Origin of the sequence: Cellulomonas telluris (genome assembly GCF_004886325.1) — a bacterium.
GTDB lineage: Bacteria > Actinomycetota > Actinomycetes > Actinomycetales > Cellulomonadaceae > Cellulomonas > Cellulomonas telluris.
On record NZ_QXFN01000001.1, the window covers coordinates 297,426 to 313,301 of the forward strand.

The window sequence follows — 15,876 nt, forward strand, 5'->3', positions numbered from 1 at the left end:
GACCCGCGCCGTCAGCCGTCCGCGCGCGCCGGGAAGCAGAGGTCGCACCACCGGAAGCCGGCGGGCCGGGCGCCCACGGGCACGCGGTTGCGCAGGGCGATGTCGTCCACGAACGCGCACGGGTGGTCCAGCGAGTGCGTCTCCCGGGTGCGGCGGTTGGCGAGGAGGCGCTCGGTGGCCTGCGACACGGCCACCTCGCCGCAGGCGCCGCCGCTCGCGACGAGCGCCTCCCACCCGCCGAGGAACCCGCCCGCGAAGAACTCCTGCTCGCGGGTCAGCACGAGGTCGGGCGGCTCCAGGTCGACGGGCACCTCGGACGCCAGGTTCGTGGCCAGCTCCGGCGGCAGGTAGCGGGCCAGGAACATCGTCACCAGGTCGGCGACGGCGCCGCGGATGCCCGGGCAGGTGGGCGGCGGAGCGCACGGCGGCCGGTCGGTGCCGAGGTAGTCCCAGTGCTGTCCCTCGGCGAACACCACCCGGTGTCGTGGTCGGGCCATGGCCTGCCACTGCGGATCCGGCAGGGGGACGAGGAACTCCTCGGCGCCCCACGTGAGCAGGGAGGGGACGGTCAGGAGGGGCAACGGGAAGGGCTCGGCGCCGAACCAGTCCTGCCACCGCCCGCTCAGGCCCGCGTACGCGGACACCGGACGCCCGACCGCGTACCGCGCGGCGACCAGCGCACCGAAGCTGTGCCCCACCACGCCGGTCGCCGGGGGCGGCAGGAGCACGTCGGCGTGCTCCCACCCCGTGCGGGCCCACGCCTCGACCGCCGCGAGCGTCGCCTCGTCGGGGTGCTCGGGCACCGACGGGTTCGCTCCACCGGCGTTGCCCGCCAGGTGCGGCACGACCACCACGTATCCGCTGCGGGCGAGGAAGGCCGGGATCAGGAACCACCGCCGGAAGTGCTGCGGGTCGCCGTGGCAGTGCCCGTGCGCGAGCAGCACGAGCGGGTAGCGGCCGCAGCCGGCCAGGATCGGCGCGCTCTCGACCGCCCCGTCGAGGCTCGGGAAGAAGATGCGCAGGTCGACCGGGGCGCCGTCGCCCGGGCCGACGGAGCGGACGCCCCAGAAGACGGGCGCGAGCGCCTGGGGCTGCCAGTGGATCGGGCAGCTCGCGGGAGGCGGCGCCGGCCCCGGGCCCATCCGTCCAGTCTCCTCGCCGCGCTGCAGCCGTCAACACCTCCGCGCGTGCCCGTCGCGTCGGTGGTCCCGCCTACCGTTGCCGCGTGGACGACCTCGACCTGAGCGGGTACGTGCTCGTGGCGGCGGAGGAGTTCGACGCCGACCGGCTCGACACCGACCGGTGGTGGCCGCACTACCTGCCGCACTGGTCCTCGCGGGCGACGACGGCGGCGCGGTACGAGGTCGGCGGCGGACGGCTGCGGCTGCGCGTGGAGGCGGGCACGGAGCCGTGGGCGCCGGAGTGGGACGGGGACGTGCGGGTCTCGCACCTGCAGACGGGCCAGGTGTCGGGTCCGGTCGGGTCCGGCCGCGGGCAGCACCGGTTCCGCGACGGCCTCGTGGTGCGCGAGGAGCAGCCGGAGCACCGCGGGTGGCTCGTGCGCGACGGCGTGCTCGAGGTGCGCATGACGGCCGTGCGGCACCCGGCGGCACTCGTGGCGTTCTGGCCGGTCGGGGTCGAGGACCGGCCGGAGGACAGCGGGGAGATCTGCGTCGCCGAGGTGTTCGGCAGCGAGATGGACGACACCGGCGGCCTCGTCGGCGTCGGCGTCAAGGCCCAGCACGACCCCCGCCTGAGGGACGACTTCGTGAAGGTGCGGGTCGACGGCGACCTCACGGCGCCGCACGACTACGCCGTGCAGTGGGACGACGACGAGCTGCGCTTCCACGTCGACGGCCGGCTCGTGCACACCGTCCGGCAGCGGATCGGCTACCCGGTGCAGCTCATGCTCGACGTCTACGAGCTGCCGGTCGCCGGGACCCCCCGCGACACGGCCGCGCTGCCGTTCGTCGCCGACGTGCACCACGTGCGGCACTGGCGGCGGCGCGACCGGCTCTGACCGCTACAGCACCTCCGCGACCAGCCGCCCTGCGATCGCGACCATGACGAGCGCGATCACCGAGTCGAGCACGCGCCACGCGCCCGGCCGCGCGAACAGCGGACGCAGCGCCGCCGCGCCGAAGCCGAGGCCGGTGAACCAGGCGATGCTCGCGACGGCCGCGCCGATCGCGAACCACCACCGCTCGTCCCCGTGGCCCGCGGCGACGGACCCCAGGAGCACGACGGTGTCGAGGTAGACGTGCGGGTTGAGCCACGTGAGCGCGAGCGTGGTCGCGACGGCGGCGCCCGTGCTCAGGCCGGTGCCGCGCGCGTCGGCGACGAGCGCCTCCCCGGGGCGCAGCGCCCGGCGGGCGGCGAGGAACCCGTAGCCCAGCAGGACCAGCGCCCCGAGCACGGTGACGACGACGGTGACGGTGCGGCTCGCCGCGATCACGGCACCGACGCCCGCCGTCCCGACCGCGATGAGGACGACGTCCGACAGCGCGCAGATCGCCACCACCAGGCCGACGTGCTCGCGGCGCAGCCCCTGGCGCAGCACGTGCGCGTTCTGCGCGCCGATCGCCACGATGAGCGCGAAGCCGAATCCCGCGCCCGCGAGCGCTGCCGTCCATCCCACGTCGGCGACGGTACGTGCCGCGGCGGCGTGAACTCCAGCGACAGTTCCTCACGCACCGTTAGCGTGGCTTCATGCCGGACTGGGACCTGGGACAGCTCCGCGCGCTCGCCGCCGCGGCCGACCTCGGCACGCTCGACGCCGCCGCACGCGCCCTGCACGTGACCCCGTCGGCGGTGAGCCAGCGGATCAAGGCGCTCGAGCAGCAGGTCGGCGCGGTGCTGCTCCGCCGCGAGCGGCCGGTGCGCCCGACGGCGGCGGGCGAGCCGCTCGTCCGGCTCGCCCGCCAGCTCGACGCCCTCACCGAGGACGCCACCCGCCACCTCGCCGCGCCCCGCGTGCCCCGCGTCCCCCTCGCCGTCAACGGCGACTCCCTGACGACGTGGCTGCTGCCGGCCCTCGCCCCGCTCGCGGACCGCGTGGTGGTCGAGCTCGTGCGCGAGGACCAGGACCGCTCGGCGACGCTGCTGCGGGACGGGTCGGTGATGGCCGCGGTGACGGCCGAGCGCACGGCGGTGCAGGGCTGCTCCGTCGAGCCGCTCGGCGTCATGCGCTACCGCCCGTTCGCGGCGCCCGCCTTCCGGGACCGCTGGTTCGCGGACGGCGTGGGACCGGCGGCGCTGGCCGCGGCACCGGTCGTCGTCTTCGACGCAGCCGACCGGCTCCAGGACCGCTGGCTCGAGCGCGCCGGCGTCGACCCGCTCGCCCCGCCGCGCCACCTGGTGCCCGCGTCGGCCGACTTCGCGACGGCGATCCGGCTCGGCTTCGGCTGGGGCATGCTGCCCGACCAGCAGAGCGCCGACGACGTCGCCGCCGGCCGGCTCGTCCTGCTCGACGACGGGCCGGGCGTCGAGGTGCCGCTGTTCTGGCAGCAGTGGTCGCTGCGGACGCAGGCGCTGGACGCCGTCGCCGACCACGTGCGGCGCGGGGCACGGGCGGCGCTGCGGGGCGCGCGAGGTCCGGCAGCGTCGTGAACCGTTTCGCCCCGTCCTCGCCGGCGTGGTTTATCGATAGATTCGCCGGGCCGGCGGTCGTCCGACCGCCGTGCCACCCGGCGACGACGCCGGGCGCCCGCGCCGGAGGGAGCCACCGTGCGACACCCCACCCCGTCCCGAGCCCGTCGGACCGTGCTGGCCCTCACGGTCGCCGCGCTCGCCGTCGTCGGCCTGACCGCGCCCGCGTCGGCGCTGCCGGGCGCCCCCGCCCCCGCTGCCGCCACGGCGGGCTGCGGCCGACCCGCCGGGCTGGCCACCGGCACCCACACGATCACCAGCGGCGGGCAGTCCCGCACGTTCCGCCTCGACGTGCCCGCCGGCTACGACCCGAACCGGCCGTACCGGCTGGTCGTCGGGCTGCACTGGTGGCACGGCACCGCGGCCGACGTCGTCAACCAGGGCTTCTACGGCCTGAAGCCGCTCGCCGGGACCAGCACGGTCTTCGTCGCGCCGCAGGGCATCGACAACGCGTGGCCCAACAGCGGCGGCCAGGACGTCGCGTTCGTCGACGACATCCTGCGCACGCTCGAGCGGGCGCTGTGCATCGACACCACCCAGCGGTTCGCCACCGGGTTCAGCTACGGCGGCGGCATGAGCAACGCACTCGCGTGCGCCCGGGCCGACGTCTTCCGCGCCGTCGCCGTCCTCAACGGGGCGCAGCTGTCCGGGTGCGCCGGCGGCACGCAGCCCATCGCCTACCTCGGCTCGCACGGCGTCGTCGACGACGTCCTCAACATCTCACAGGGCCGCGCCCTGCGGGACCGCGCCCTGCGCACCAACGGGTGCCAGGCGCAGCAGGCGCCGGAACCCGCTGCCGGCAGCCGCACGCACGTGCGCACCGCGTACACCTGCCGCGAGGGCTACCCCGTGGTGTGGATCGCGTCGGACAGCGGGCACCAGTGGGACGCCCGCGACCGCGGGCAGCAGCAGTCGTGGGTGCCGGGCGAGATCTGGCGGTTCTTCACGTCGCTGACGTCGACGACCCCGACGGCGTCGCCGACCCCCACGCCCACCGCCACCACCACACCGACGGCCACCCCGACGGCCACGCCCACCGCCGGCCCCACCACCCCGCCGCCCGCGGGCGCCTGCACCGCCACCTACCGGACCGTGAACTCCTGGCCCGGCGGGTTCCAGGGCGAGGTGACCGTCCGCGCCGGCTCCCCGTCCACGTCGTGGAGCGTGAGCTGGCGTCCCTCCGGTGAGCGGGTCGACCAGGTGTGGAACGGCACGCTGCAGCCGCAGGGTGACCTCGTCGTCGTCCGCAGCACCGCCTGGAACGGGCGGCTCGCCGCCGGCGGCACCGCGTCCTTCGGTCTGCTCGGCAGCGGCACGCCCCCGAACCCCGCCCTGACCTGCACGAGCTCCTGAGGGGGAGGAGCCCGACGGCCGCCGGCGCTCGTCAGCCGGCGGCCGTCGGTGCGTCCGCGCCCCGGCCGGCGGCGGGGCCGGCAGCGGGATCGGCGGCAGGGTCGAAGTAGTCGTCGTCGTCAGCCGGGTCGTGCCGGGGCGCGCGACGCGTGACGGGGACGGCGTCCTGCGGGTCCTCGGCGTCGTCCGCCGGCCCGTCGGGGTCGTCCACGACGACGACGAGCGCCACCTCGTCCCCGAGCTCGACGCCCTCGGCCCGGCGGGCGGCCGTCTTGACCGGGACCAGGAAGCCGCCGTCCTTGGGGAAGATCGACGTGGTGAACGTGGTCGCGCCCAGGGTCACCGTCGCCGGGATGCACCCCCAGCCGTAGGTGACCCGCGACGCCACGGCGCGCAGCCGCGCTGCCTCGGGCTCGGGCAGCGCGACGAAGTGGAACGGCGCGGGCCCGCGCCACCACACGACCTCACCGCCGAACCGCAGCTCCACCCGGCGAGCATGGCACCGGCCCCGGACACCGGGAACCCCCGCCCGTCCCGGCAGGTCGCGGACCACGCGGACGACCCGGGCGGGCGCTGGAGGACCCGGGTCGGCACACCCGCGCGGCCTGTCACGCAGGGAGCGTCACTCCCGCCGCAGCAGGTCCGCGGTCACCCGCGCCCGCACCACCGGGACCGTCGTCAGGGACACGAGGACCGCACCCGCCAGCGTCGCAGCCGCGACGAGGCCGAGCTGCGTGCTGTCGGCGAGCGGCGGCCAGCCCGACAGGGCCGCGTACGCGCGCACCATGAGCGACCCCAGCGCCGCCGCGAGCGCGACCGCGACGACGAGCGGCAGCAGCGTCTGCAGGAGCTGCGCCGTCCGCAGGACCCGGGGCGGCACCCCGACGGCGACGTGGCGCGCCACGGCCCGCCGTCGCTCGACCGCGCGGTCCACCGCCACCATCGCGAGGCTGAGCAGCCCGGCGCCGATCACGATCGCCGAGAGCGTCGTGACCACCACGCGCACGCGCTGCACGGCGTCGTAGTCGTGGAGCGGGTACGGCTGGACGACGAGGCCGGGGGGCGCGGCGTCAGCGAGGGCCCGCTGCACGGCCAGCCCGCCGTCGGCGACCACGAGCGCCGAGCTCGGTCCCACGCCCGCGCGCTCCGCCACGGACCGGGGCACGAACACGGTGACGGAGGACTGGTACACCCAGCGCTCCTGCGTGGCGGCGGAGTCCTGCACCACCGGCTCGCCCAGCGGGACGGTGACGTCGGGGCCGTCGGCACCGAACCGGACCTGCGCCGACGACTCCGACGCGCGCTCCGGCAGCACGGGTGGCATGCCGTTCGTGGTGCCCTCGTACCGGTCGACGGTGACCACGGCCGCCCGGTCGTCGTGGCACCCCTCCGCCACCATGAGCTGCGCGAGGTCGTCGCAGGTCCCGACGAAGACCTCGGCCGCGCACGGCGCCTGGGGCGAGCACCACCCCTCCACCTCCGCGGTGTAGCGCGGGACCACCGCCTGCACCCCGGGCACCGCGGCGAGGGCGGCGAGCTCCGTGTCGGAGACGGGAGCGACACGCCCGCCGCGGCCGTCCCACTCGTGCCCGACGACGACCGGCTGCGGCCCCTGGCGGATCGTCTGGAGCGCGTAGCGGTACTGCGGCGTCGACTCGTAGGCGGCGAGGACGGCGAGCGCGGCGAGCACGAGGTAGACCGCCACGCCGACGCCCGAGACGAGCCGGCCCGTCGCCGCCGGCTCCCCCTGGACGGCGCGTCCGGCGAGGACCGCCGGCACCGCGCGCGTGCGGACGAGCAGGCCCGCGCACCATGCGGCGAGCAGGGGCGTGACCACCGCGACCGCCACCGCGCCGACGACGGCACCCGCCACCAGGAGGAGCACGCCGGCGTCCGAGCGCAGCCACGCCGCGGTACCGGACTCCTCGACGACGAGCACGAACGCGCCGACCGAGAGCGCGGCCGGCACGAGACGCCACGGGCTCAGGACGCGGGGCGTCCCCTCGGCCCGGTCCGCGAGCGGCCGCCGGGTCGAGCGCGCGGTGGACCCGGCGGCGACGAGCGCCGACGCACCGGTGGTCGCGACGACGACGAGCGCGGCCGCGGCCGGCGTGGCCGCGAACGTCGCGGCGAACCACTCGGGCCCCGCCGCCACCGCCGCGTCCACGACCGGCGCCATCACGAGGAAGAGCGCGAGCCCCACCAACGACCCGGCGAGCCCGAGCACCCCGTTCTCCACGGCGGCGACGACGACCGTCCGCGTCCGCGTGAGGCCGAGCAGGCGCAACGCCGCCGCGCGGCGGTCGTGCGCGGCGCCCGACGTGCGCGCGGCCGTGAGCACGAGCACCACCGCGGGGACGAGGCTGAACGCCAGCACGGCGGCCGTGTTCGTCCGCTCGACCGGGTCGACCACGTCGCCGGCCGGGTGCAGCGCGGCGGGGAGAGCCGCCGCGGCGAGCAGCAGCGCGGCCGCCACGGCGTTCCCGACGACGACGGCGGCGGAGCGCAGCCGGCCGCCGGACAGCGCGAACCGCAGCCCGAGGGCGACGAGCGCCCTCACCACGTCACCGACGGCGTCTCGATGCGCCCGTCGCGCAGGTGCACCTCGCGACGCGCCCACGCGGCGACCCGCAGCTCGTGGGTCACGAGCAGGACCGCCGCCCCACGGGACGTCGCCGCCGCCACGAGCGCCTCCAGCACGCGCTCGCCCGTCACCGTGTCGAGGGCGCCGGTCGGCTCGTCGGCCAGGACGACCGCGGGCTCGTGCACGAGCGCCCGCGCGACGGCGGCGCGCTGCGCCTGCCCGCCCGAGACCTCGCTCGTGCGACGGGACGCGACGTCGGCGACGCCGAGCTCGTCGAGCAGCGCGAGGGCGCGGTCCCGGGCGGCGCGTCGTGGGACCCCGGTCAGGCGCAGGGGCAGCTCGACGTTCTCCACGACGGTGAGCTCGGGCACGAGGTCGCCGAACTGGAAGACGAAGCCCGTGCGGCGCAGGCGCAGCCGGGACCGCGCGGCGTCCGGGAGGTCGTCGAGCCGCGACCCGGCGAGCGTGACCGTGCCGGACTCCGGACGCAGGAGGCCCGCGAGCACGTGCAGCAGGGTCGACTTGCCGGAACCGGACGGGCCCATGACGGCGACGACCTCGCCCGTCTCCACCGTGACGTCGACGCCGTCGAGGACGCGCCGCCCTCCGAGCGTGATCGACAGGCCCTCTCCGGCCAGGACGGCGCTCACCGGTCCCGCTCCGGCCCGTGCCCGTCGGCCCCGCCGTGCAGGCGTGCCGCCGCGGTCTCGATCCACCGCAGGTCCGCCTCGAGGTGCGCGATCTCGTAGTCGCCCGCGAGCCGGTCGACCAGGTCGCCGGCGTGCCGGGCCGACGTGAGCTCGCGCATGCGGGTGAGGTACAGCGCCCGCTGGGCCGCGAGCACCGCCTCCGGGGAGCGGCCCGAGACGAGCGCGAGCACGACCTTGGTGAAGAGCTCGCCGGGGCGCGTCCGGGTGGAGTACGGGGTCGCGAGCCACTGCTCGAGCTCGGCGACCCCCTCCTGCGTGATCGCGTACACGCGGCGGTCCGGCCCCTCCCCCTTGGCGATCTCCACACCACGCGCCAGCCCGTCGCGCTCGAGCCGGGCGAGGGTGGAGTACACCTGCCCGGACCGCAGCTCGCGCTCGTGCCCGAGCAGCTCGTCGTACCGCTGCTTGAGTGCGAACCCGTGCGCGGGGTGCTCGTCGAGGAACGCCAGCATCGCCATCGGGACCGTCATGCGCGTCACAGTACACCGGGTGTATGCACTCAGTGGGTAGTTCGCGAGCGGATCTGCTGCCCCTGTCCCTGCTCGACGGCGACCGCTAGCGTCGAGCCGTCGTCCGCCACCGCCGGGAGCACCCGTGAGCGTCGCGTTCCTCGTCACCACCCTCGTCGTCGTCGCCACTCCCGGCACCGGCGCGCTGTTCACGATCGCGGCCGGCCTCGCGCGCGGAGCCCGGGGCAGCCTGGTCGCGGCGCTCGGCTGCACGCTCGGCGTCGTGCCGCACGTGGCCGCCGCGATCACCGGTCTCGCCGCGCTGCTGCACGCCTCGGCCGTGGCGTTCCAGACGCTCACGTACCTGGGCGTCGCCTACCTGCTGTACCTGGCGTGGCAGACGTGGCGGGACCGCACGCCGCTGCACGTCGAGGAGGGGGCGCCGCCGCGGTCGGCGCGGCAGGTCGTGCGCGACGCGGTGCTGCTCAACCTGCTGAACCCGAAGCTGACGATCTTCTTCCTCGCGTTCCTGCCGCAGTTCGTCCCCGCGGACGCCCCGGGTGCGACGGCGCGGATGGCGGTGCTCAGCCTCGTGTTCATGGCGGTGACGTTCGCGGTGTTCGCGCTCTACGGGCTCGGTGCGTCGGCGGTGCGCCGCCACGTCGTCCAGCGCCCGCGGGTGGTGTCGGCGCTGCGCCGCAGCTTCGCGGCCGCGTACGTCGTCCTCGCGGGACGCCTGGCCCTGCAGACCCGCTGACGCCTGCCCGCCACCCCGGCACCCCGGCACCCCGGCACCGAGTTCGCCACCCCGGCCCAAGGTCGCCAGGTCGGCCTGGCGACCTCGGGCCGACGTGGCGAACTCGCCGGGAGGAGGCGGGGTCGTGGGGGGCCGCGCGGGTCAGCGCGTCAGCGCCTCCAGCACCTCCTCCGCGCGGGCGTCCTGCCCGGTGCGGCGCAGCAGCGCGACGAGGTCGTCGGCCGCCTGCGCCCGGGTGCGGCGGTCGCGGGCGAGGCCGAAGCCCTCGACCGCGGACTCGAGGTGGTGCAGCGCGTCCTCGGGGCGGCCCGCCGTGTCGAGCACGCGGCCCGCGAGCCAGAACGCGTGCGCCGCGTCGGCGACCGCCCCGACGGAGGCGTACACCTCGCCGGCGCGGACGGCCCGGTCGACGGCGTCCTGCGTCCGCGCGTCGCCGCCCAGGGTCGCCAGCGCGCGGGCCGCGGCGTCGTCGACGTCCGCGAGGGCGCGGCGGCGCTCGGTGCGGCGTCGGTCCGCGAGCGCCTGCCCGGCCGGGTCGGGCGCGCCGTCGGCGTCGTCGCCGTCGAGCGCGGCACGCACGGCGTCGACCGCGTCCAGGTACGGCGGCAGCGTGCCCGCGGACGCGGCCGCGGGCGCCCACGCGACGAGCACCGGCACGACCTGCACCGGCTCGGCACCGCCCGCGTGCAGGCGGGCGACCGCGTGCGCGTACAGGCCCGCAGCCGTGTCGTCGTCGCCGAGCACCTGGGCGCAGCGCGCGGCCTCGGCCGCGGCGTACCCGGCGTCGACGAGCAGCCCGGCCTCCTCGGCGGCCGTGGAGGCGGCGACGAAGGCCCGGGCCGCCTCCTCGGTGCTGCCGTCGGCGAGAAGGCGCTCGGCGCGGGCGAGGAGCGGCTCGTCGCCGTCGGCGCCTGCACCGTCCGGGCCGTCGTCGGAGCCCGCCCCCGTCGCGTCCACCACCGGCCGCGCCGACGCACCGGGCAGCGCGACGACGTCCAGCTCCAGCGGCTCGTCGAGCGGCCGCGTCGCGCGCGCCTCCGCCAGGCGCGTCGTGAGCGCCGTGCCCCCGTCGCGCAGGTCGAACGCGGCGGCCAGCGCCTCCGCCTCGCCGACCGCCCAGCCGTGCAGGTCGGCGACCGTCGCCGCCGGCACCCGCGTCAGGCGCACCGCCGCATCGGCGTGCGCGGGCAGCAGCGCCGCCGTCCCCGCGACCACGCCGAGCAGCCACTCCAGCCGTGCCCGCGGCGTCTCCGCCTCGAGGAGCAGCCGCTCGTCCTGCTCGACCGCGCGCACGAGCCGCGCCACGGCGCCCGCCCGTCCGAGCAGCACGACGCGCCGCCCCCGCGCCCCCGCCATCTCGCCCGTCGCGTCCGCGAGCGCGGCGACCGCCCGCCGGTGCGCGCGCGCCGCCTCCGCCCGGTGCCCCAGGTCGAGGTGCGCGAGGGCGAGGTGGGACAGCATGTCGGCCGGCTCGGTCGCGCACGTCGCGCCCGTCGCGAGGGTCTCCTCCACGAGCCGGACGCCCTCGGCGAGCCGCCCCGTGGCGAACAGGTGCGACGCCCGGTCGCCCGGGTCGCAGACCTCGCACTGCGAGTAGTCGTCCCGCGGCGTCGCGACCCACGTGCGGTACGCCTCCTCGACGTCCTCCGCGCCGCGTCGCGCCGCCCACGCGAACCGCGCGTACGCGACCGCGTCCCGGCCGAGGCCCGCGAGCGCGTACCGCCGCTCCATGTCGTCGAGCGTCGCCTCGATCTGCGCCGCCGGGACGGTCGGGAACTCGCCCAGGTGCCCGACCATCCACTTGAACGACCAGAACATGGCGTACCGGTCGGCGTCGTCGAACTGCTCGGGGTGCTCGTCGTACCAGCGCACGAGCTGCGTGAACGGCAGGTACGAGCGCTCGACCTCACCGCCCCACACCATCGACTCCAGCAGCACCGACAGCGCGTACGCGCGCGCCCGGTCCGGCCCCTCGGCCTCCACCAGGCGCACCTGCCGCTCGGCTGCCTGCGTGCGCGCCAGGCCGTACGGCATGTCGCGGATGCGGGACAGCTCCCGGTTGGCCTCGTCCAGGCTGCGGCTCACCGCTCCTCCTCCTCGTGGGCGACGGTGCCCGTCGCGCCGGTCGCGCCCTCGGGTCCGAGGCCCGCGTCGAGCAGCACGGTCATGGCCGCCGTCATGGTCGCGGCGTCCTGCGCGCGCAGCGGCTCGCCCGCCAGCAGGACGGCCGTCACGTACATCGACCGCAGACCGGCCGCGAAGACCTCGGGCCGCGCCGCACCCGCGAGCAGGCGGCGGACCGTCGGGTTGGTGTCGTTGAGCACGAGCCGGCGTGCGGGGGCCGGCGCGGACCCGGCGGTGAGGCCCGCGAGGACACCGCCCCACAGGTCGTCCGCCGCCTCGACGGCGCGGGCGACGTCGCGCCGGTGCTCGTCGTCGCGGTCCTGCAGCAGCACGGCCGGCAGGTCGGCGGGGGCGAAGCGGCGCACGACGACCTCGCAGTCGAGGTCCCGGACGGCCGACGTGGCGGCGTCCACCGCGTCGAGGAGCTCGAGCTCCCGCTGCGGCTCGACCCGGTCGAGCACCTGCGCGACGTCGGCGGCCCGCAGCGGGCGCACGTCCCACCCGCGCCGGCCCGCGAGCCGCGCCAGCAGGTCCGCGTCGTAGACGTACCCCGCGTTGACGACGAGCAGGCCCTGGGCCCGCGCGACGGGGGCGACCCGCCGGTACTCCTCGACGCTCGTCGTGTGCACCACGGTGCCGCCCTGCTGGGCGACCTCGGCGAGCGTGAGGGTGCCGTCGGTCGTCTCGAACGGCAGCACCTGCGCCGCGAGGTCGAGCATCTCGTCGTCGACGAGCGCGAGGGACCGGATCGCCAGGTGGTGCGTGCGGACGAGCTCGCGCGCGAGCGCGCTGCCCGCCCGCAGGGTGTCCAGGGTCCACGTGCGGACCTGCGCGGCGAGCGCGTCCCGGGCGACGAGCAGCGCCTCGTCGTCGTAGAGCTGCTCGCGGGAGGCCGTGGGACGCAGCCCGTCGGCGTCGACGACGCAGCGGACGTAGAAGGCCCAGTCCGGCAGCAGCCCCGCGACCCGCTCCCCCAGCAGCATCCGCTTGAGGTGCACGCGGTGGGTGCCGCCGCCGCCCGGCGGCACGGCCGTGGGCAGCACGAACGCGACGCCCGTGAGCCCGACCAGCGGCACCTCGAGGTCGACGTGCGTCAGCGGCGTGAAGCCGAGGGTGCGCTCGCAGTACCGCGCGAGCGCGTGGTCACGGGCCGCGTCGTCCGCGTACGCGGCACGCCACGGCAGCTCGGGCTCGCTGACCCGCCGCCACGCCCGCGCCTCGTCGCCCAGCGGCACCTCGACCGCCACGTCGAGCGGCAGGAGGGCGCCGAACTCCCGGGCGAGCTCCGCGACCGTGCCGGGGTCGAGCCAGTGGTCCATGTCCTGGCGCGGTGCGAGGCGCACCGTCGAGCCCACGGGGTCGTCGTCCCTGCGCGGCAGGACCGTCAGGTCGTACGTGCCGTCCGCGTGACCGACCCACCGCACGCCCGGCGCGTCCCGGTGCACCGCCGACCGTGACTCGAGCTCGATGCGGTCGGCCACCATGAACGCCGAGAGCAGCCCGATGCCGAACTGCCCGAGGAACTCCGCCCGCCCGACGCCCAGCTCGAGGTCGCGCTTCGAGCTGCGGCCCACCGTCGCGAGCAGCTCGCGCGCCTCGTCCGGCGTCAGCCCGACGCCCGTGTCGGTGACCTCCAGCCCGCCCCCGTCCACGCCGCGGAACCGCACGCGCGCGGGCGCGTCCGGCTCGTGCGCGCGGCGGGCCGTGACCGCGTCGACCGCGTTCTGCAGCAGCTCGCGCACGTACACGCGGGGCCCCGAGTACAGGTGCCGGGCGAGCAGGTCGACGACGCCGCGCAGGTCGACCTGGAACGCCTGCGCGGCCTCGCCGCCCGCCGGGGCGGGCGGGTGCGTCACTCCTTCTCGAGCTCGGCGCGCGCGGCGGCCGCGAGCTCCGGGTACGCCTCGTCGAGGTGCGCGAACAGCTGCAGGCCGGTGCTGATGCCGCAGGCCAGGTGCAGGTCGAGCTGCTCGTCGGTCAGGCCGTGCTCGTAGTCGACGGTGTGCTCCGCGTACACGCCGAGCTGGTCCTCCTCGACGCGCACGTAGCCCTTGGGCCACAGCCGCTCGGCGTTCCAGTCGTTCACCAGGCGCGTCACGCGGTCCAGCTCCGTGACGGGCAGGGGGCGGTTCCAGCGGCCGCGGGTCTGCAGGTACTCGCGGTGCTCCCCCAGGCGGAAGAAGTAGAAGAGGTGCCCGTCCCAGTAGCCGCCGACGTCGCCGTCGTCGTCGACGCCGTAGCGCATGTCGCGGGCCTCGAGCGTCGCGGTGAGGCGCTCGTGCGAGAGCGGCGCGAGGGCGGCGTCGGGGATGTCGGTCGGCTTGGTGAAGAAGCCCATGGGTCCTCGTCCGTCGGGGTCGGCTGGGGTGGCGCGGCGCGGGGGCCGCCGCCGCGTCGAGCCTAGACCTGGGTGCTGCGTCACGTCCCCGCCTCACACCTGTGGTCCACGGGGCGGCACGATGTCGAGAACCGCCCACCGGCTCCGCTCCCCCTGCGAGGCCGCGACCGGCGCGGCCCACGACACGGGAGGCACCCCATGCCCAGGTACCTGCTCCTCAAGCACTACCGCGGCGCGCCCGAGCAGCACCGGCCCGTCCCGCCGATGGACCGGTGGGCGCCGGAGGACGTCGAGGCCCACATGACGTTCCTGCGGCACGTCGCCGACATGCTGCGGGAGACCGGCGAGTACGTGGACGCGCAGGCCCTCACGACCGCGCAGACGTGGGTGCGCTACGGCGGGCCCGACGCGGCACCCGTCACCACCGACGGCCCGCACCCGGAGACGAGCGACCTCGTCGCCGGCTGGTACATGGTCGACGTCGACTCCTACGAGCGGGCCCTCGAGCTCGCCGCGTACGTGTCCTCGGAGCCCGGGCCCGGTGGGACGCCGCTGTACGAGTGGATCGACGTGCGCGAGGTCATGTCGGGGACCCCCGCGGACGACTGAGGCGTGGACCACGTCGACGGGGTCCCGGCGGCCCCCGCGGCTCCCCTGGACGAGGGCACCCTGCGTGCCCTCGTCCCGCGGGTGCTCGCCGGGCTGGTGCGGCGCGGCGAGGACTTCGACGCCGCCGAGGACGCGCTGCAGGACGCGCTGCTCGAGGCGCTGCGGGTCTGGCCGGAGCACCCGCCGCGGGACCCGCGCGCGTGGCTGACCACGGTCGCCGTCCGTCGCCTCGTCGACGCCCGCCGCAGCGAGGCGGCGCGGCGGCGGCGCGAGGAGGCCGTCGAGACGCAGCCCTCGCCCGGTCCGGCGGAGGAGACCGACGACACGCTGCTCCTGCTGTTCTGCTGCTGCCACCCCGACCTGCCGCCCGCGTCGCAGGTCGCGCTCACGCTGCGCGCGGTGGCCGGCCTCACGACCCGGGAGGTGGCCGACGCGTTCTTCGTCCCCGAGGCGACGATGGCGCAGCGCATCAGCCGCGCCAAGCGCTCGCTGCGCGGGCAGCGGCTCGACCGGCCAGGTGACCTCGCGGTCGTCCTGCGCGTGCTGTACCTCGTCTACACGACCGGGCACGCGGGCCGGGTCGACCTCGCAGCGGAGGCGATCCGGCTGACGCGGCAGCTCACGCTCGCGACCGACGAGCCGGAGGCGCGGGGCCTGCTCGCGCTCATGCTGCTGCACCACGCGCGGCGCGCGGCACGGCGGGACGACGAGGGCCGGGTGGTGCCGCTCGACCGCCAGGACCGCTCCCGCTGGGACGCGCACGAGGTCGCGGAGGGCGTGCACGTCCTGCAGCAGGCGCTCGCGGAGCAGACCGACGACCGTCCCCCCGGACGCCACCAGGTGGAGGCCGCGATCGCCGCCCTGCACGACGACGCCGCGAGCGCCGCCGAGACCGACTGGCCGCAGGTCCTCGCGTGGTACGACGACCTGGTCGCGCTCTCGCCGGACCCGGCGCGGCAGGACCCGGCGGCGGTGCTCGCGCGCGCCGTCGCGGTCGGCCACGTGCTCGGTCCGGCGGCCGGGCTGCGCGAGACCGAGCGGGTGCACGACGTGCTGGGTGACCGGCACCGCTGGCACGCGACGCGCGGCTACCTGCACGAGCTGGCGGGCGACCTGCCCGCGGCGGCCGACGCCTACGCCGAGGCGGCCCGGCGAGCCACCAGCGCCGACGAGCGCGACCACCTCGTGCTGGAGGCGGCACGGGCCCGCGCGGGGCGGGTGCGGCCGGTGCGGTGACGGGCTCGGCAGCCGGCCCTTGCACCTCACGCGACGTGAGGGGCCACGCTGACACGTGGGACCGACGG

General features: G+C 76.9%; 15 protein-coding genes. 6 read left to right on the plus strand and 9 right to left on the minus strand.

Annotated elements, in window-relative coordinates:
- Positions 1 to 11 precede the first annotated feature (11 nt).
- The gene (locus FB586_RS01525; RefSeq protein WP_136517568.1) at positions 12 to 1,142 is read right to left on the minus strand and encodes an alpha/beta fold hydrolase; all 1,131 of its coding nucleotides are present in this window, start codon (positions 1,140 to 1,142) and stop codon (positions 12 to 14) included.
- An 83-nt stretch (positions 1,143 to 1,225) separates the two neighbouring features.
- Here FB586_RS01525 and FB586_RS01530 point away from each other — a divergent pair, with 83 nt between their 5' ends.
- Entirely contained in the window at positions 1,226 to 2,020 is a 795-nt protein-coding gene (locus tag FB586_RS01530) for a glycoside hydrolase family 16 protein (protein ID WP_222928257.1), read from the plus strand.
- A 3-nt stretch (positions 2,021 to 2,023) separates the two neighbouring features.
- On the opposite strand, the gene FB586_RS01535 is transcribed toward FB586_RS01530, so the two are convergent.
- Positions 2,024 to 2,638, minus strand: a complete 615-nt coding sequence (locus FB586_RS01535) for a LysE/ArgO family amino acid transporter (RefSeq protein WP_136517569.1) — start codon at positions 2,636 to 2,638, stop codon at positions 2,024 to 2,026.
- 71 nt (positions 2,639 to 2,709) lie between these two features.
- Between FB586_RS01535 and FB586_RS01540 the strand changes: the two genes are divergently transcribed.
- Positions 2,710 to 3,609, plus strand: a complete 900-nt coding sequence (locus FB586_RS01540) for an ArgP/LysG family DNA-binding transcriptional regulator (protein ID WP_136517570.1) — start codon at positions 2,710 to 2,712, stop codon at positions 3,607 to 3,609.
- 117 nt (positions 3,610 to 3,726) lie between these two features.
- Positions 3,727 to 5,001, plus strand: a complete 1,275-nt coding sequence (locus FB586_RS01545; RefSeq protein WP_136517571.1) for a CE1 family esterase — start codon at positions 3,727 to 3,729, stop codon at positions 4,999 to 5,001.
- A 31-nt stretch (positions 5,002 to 5,032) separates the two neighbouring features.
- On the opposite strand, the gene FB586_RS20230 is transcribed toward FB586_RS01545, so the two are convergent.
- The 4 genes from FB586_RS20230 to FB586_RS01565 form a co-directional block, all read right to left on the minus strand.
- Complete coding sequence (locus FB586_RS20230; protein ID WP_136517572.1) at positions 5,033 to 5,488, minus strand: DUF1905 domain-containing protein; 456 nt, start codon at positions 5,486 to 5,488, stop codon at positions 5,033 to 5,035.
- 135 nt (positions 5,489 to 5,623) lie between these two features.
- Complete coding sequence (locus FB586_RS01555; protein ID WP_136517573.1) at positions 5,624 to 7,561, minus strand: ABC transporter permease; 1,938 nt, start codon at positions 7,559 to 7,561, stop codon at positions 5,624 to 5,626.
- Complete coding sequence (locus tag FB586_RS01560; protein ID WP_136517574.1) at positions 7,558 to 8,235, minus strand: ABC transporter ATP-binding protein; 678 nt, start codon at positions 8,233 to 8,235, stop codon at positions 7,558 to 7,560. Before FB586_RS01560 ends, FB586_RS01555 begins: the two co-directional genes overlap by 4 nt.
- A complete protein-coding gene (locus FB586_RS01565; protein WP_136517575.1) occupies positions 8,232 to 8,765 on the minus strand; it encodes a PadR family transcriptional regulator in 534 nt (177 codons plus the stop codon). Before FB586_RS01565 ends, FB586_RS01560 begins: the two co-directional genes overlap by 4 nt.
- Before the next feature lie 124 nt (positions 8,766 to 8,889).
- Between FB586_RS01565 and FB586_RS01570 the strand changes: the two genes are divergently transcribed.
- On the plus strand, positions 8,890 to 9,501 hold the full coding sequence (locus tag FB586_RS01570) for a LysE family translocator (protein WP_136517576.1): 612 nt from the start codon (positions 8,890 to 8,892) through the stop codon (positions 9,499 to 9,501).
- A 141-nt stretch (positions 9,502 to 9,642) separates the two neighbouring features.
- Here the strand turns inward: FB586_RS01570 and FB586_RS01575 are convergent, their stop codons facing one another.
- The 3 genes from FB586_RS01575 to FB586_RS01585 are packed head-to-tail and all read right to left on the minus strand — an operon-like array spanning position 9,643 to position 13,963.
- The gene (locus FB586_RS01575; RefSeq protein WP_136517577.1) at positions 9,643 to 11,586 is read right to left on the minus strand and encodes a hypothetical protein; all 1,944 of its coding nucleotides are present in this window, start codon (positions 11,584 to 11,586) and stop codon (positions 9,643 to 9,645) included.
- A complete protein-coding gene (locus FB586_RS01580) occupies positions 11,583 to 13,481 on the minus strand; it encodes an HSP90 family protein (protein ID WP_136517578.1) in 1,899 nt (632 codons plus the stop codon). The genes FB586_RS01575 and FB586_RS01580 overlap by 4 nt, the downstream gene beginning before the upstream one ends.
- Complete coding sequence (locus FB586_RS01585) at positions 13,478 to 13,963, minus strand: type III secretion system chaperone family protein (protein WP_136517579.1); 486 nt, start codon at positions 13,961 to 13,963, stop codon at positions 13,478 to 13,480. Before FB586_RS01585 ends, FB586_RS01580 begins: the two co-directional genes overlap by 4 nt.
- Before the next feature lie 198 nt (positions 13,964 to 14,161).
- Here FB586_RS01585 and FB586_RS01590 point away from each other — a divergent pair, with 198 nt between their 5' ends.
- Complete coding sequence (locus FB586_RS01590; RefSeq protein WP_136517580.1) at positions 14,162 to 14,572, plus strand: YciI family protein; 411 nt, start codon at positions 14,162 to 14,164, stop codon at positions 14,570 to 14,572.
- Positions 14,573 to 14,575: 3 nt separating this feature from the next.
- Positions 14,576 to 15,808, plus strand: coding sequence for an RNA polymerase sigma factor (locus FB586_RS01595; RefSeq protein WP_246036305.1), 1,233 nt, complete (start codon positions 14,576 to 14,578; stop codon positions 15,806 to 15,808).
- Positions 15,809 to 15,876 lie beyond the last annotated feature (68 nt).

Coding starts and splice junctions, on each gene's coding strand:
- FB586_RS01525 (WP_136517568.1), bottom strand. CDS start 1,142: ATGGGCCCGGGGCCGGCGCCGCCTCCCGCGAGCTGCCCGATCCACTGG.
- FB586_RS01540 (WP_136517570.1), top strand. CDS start 2,710: ATGCCGGACTGGGACCTGGGACAGCTCCGCGCGCTCGCCGCCGCGGCC.
- FB586_RS01565 (WP_136517575.1), bottom strand. CDS start 8,765: ATGACGGTCCCGATGGCGATGCTGGCGTTCCTCGACGAGCACCCCGCG.
- FB586_RS01585 (WP_136517579.1), bottom strand. CDS start 13,963: ATGGGCTTCTTCACCAAGCCGACCGACATCCCCGACGCCGCCCTCGCG.
- FB586_RS01590 (WP_136517580.1), top strand. CDS start 14,162: ATGCCCAGGTACCTGCTCCTCAAGCACTACCGCGGCGCGCCCGAGCAG.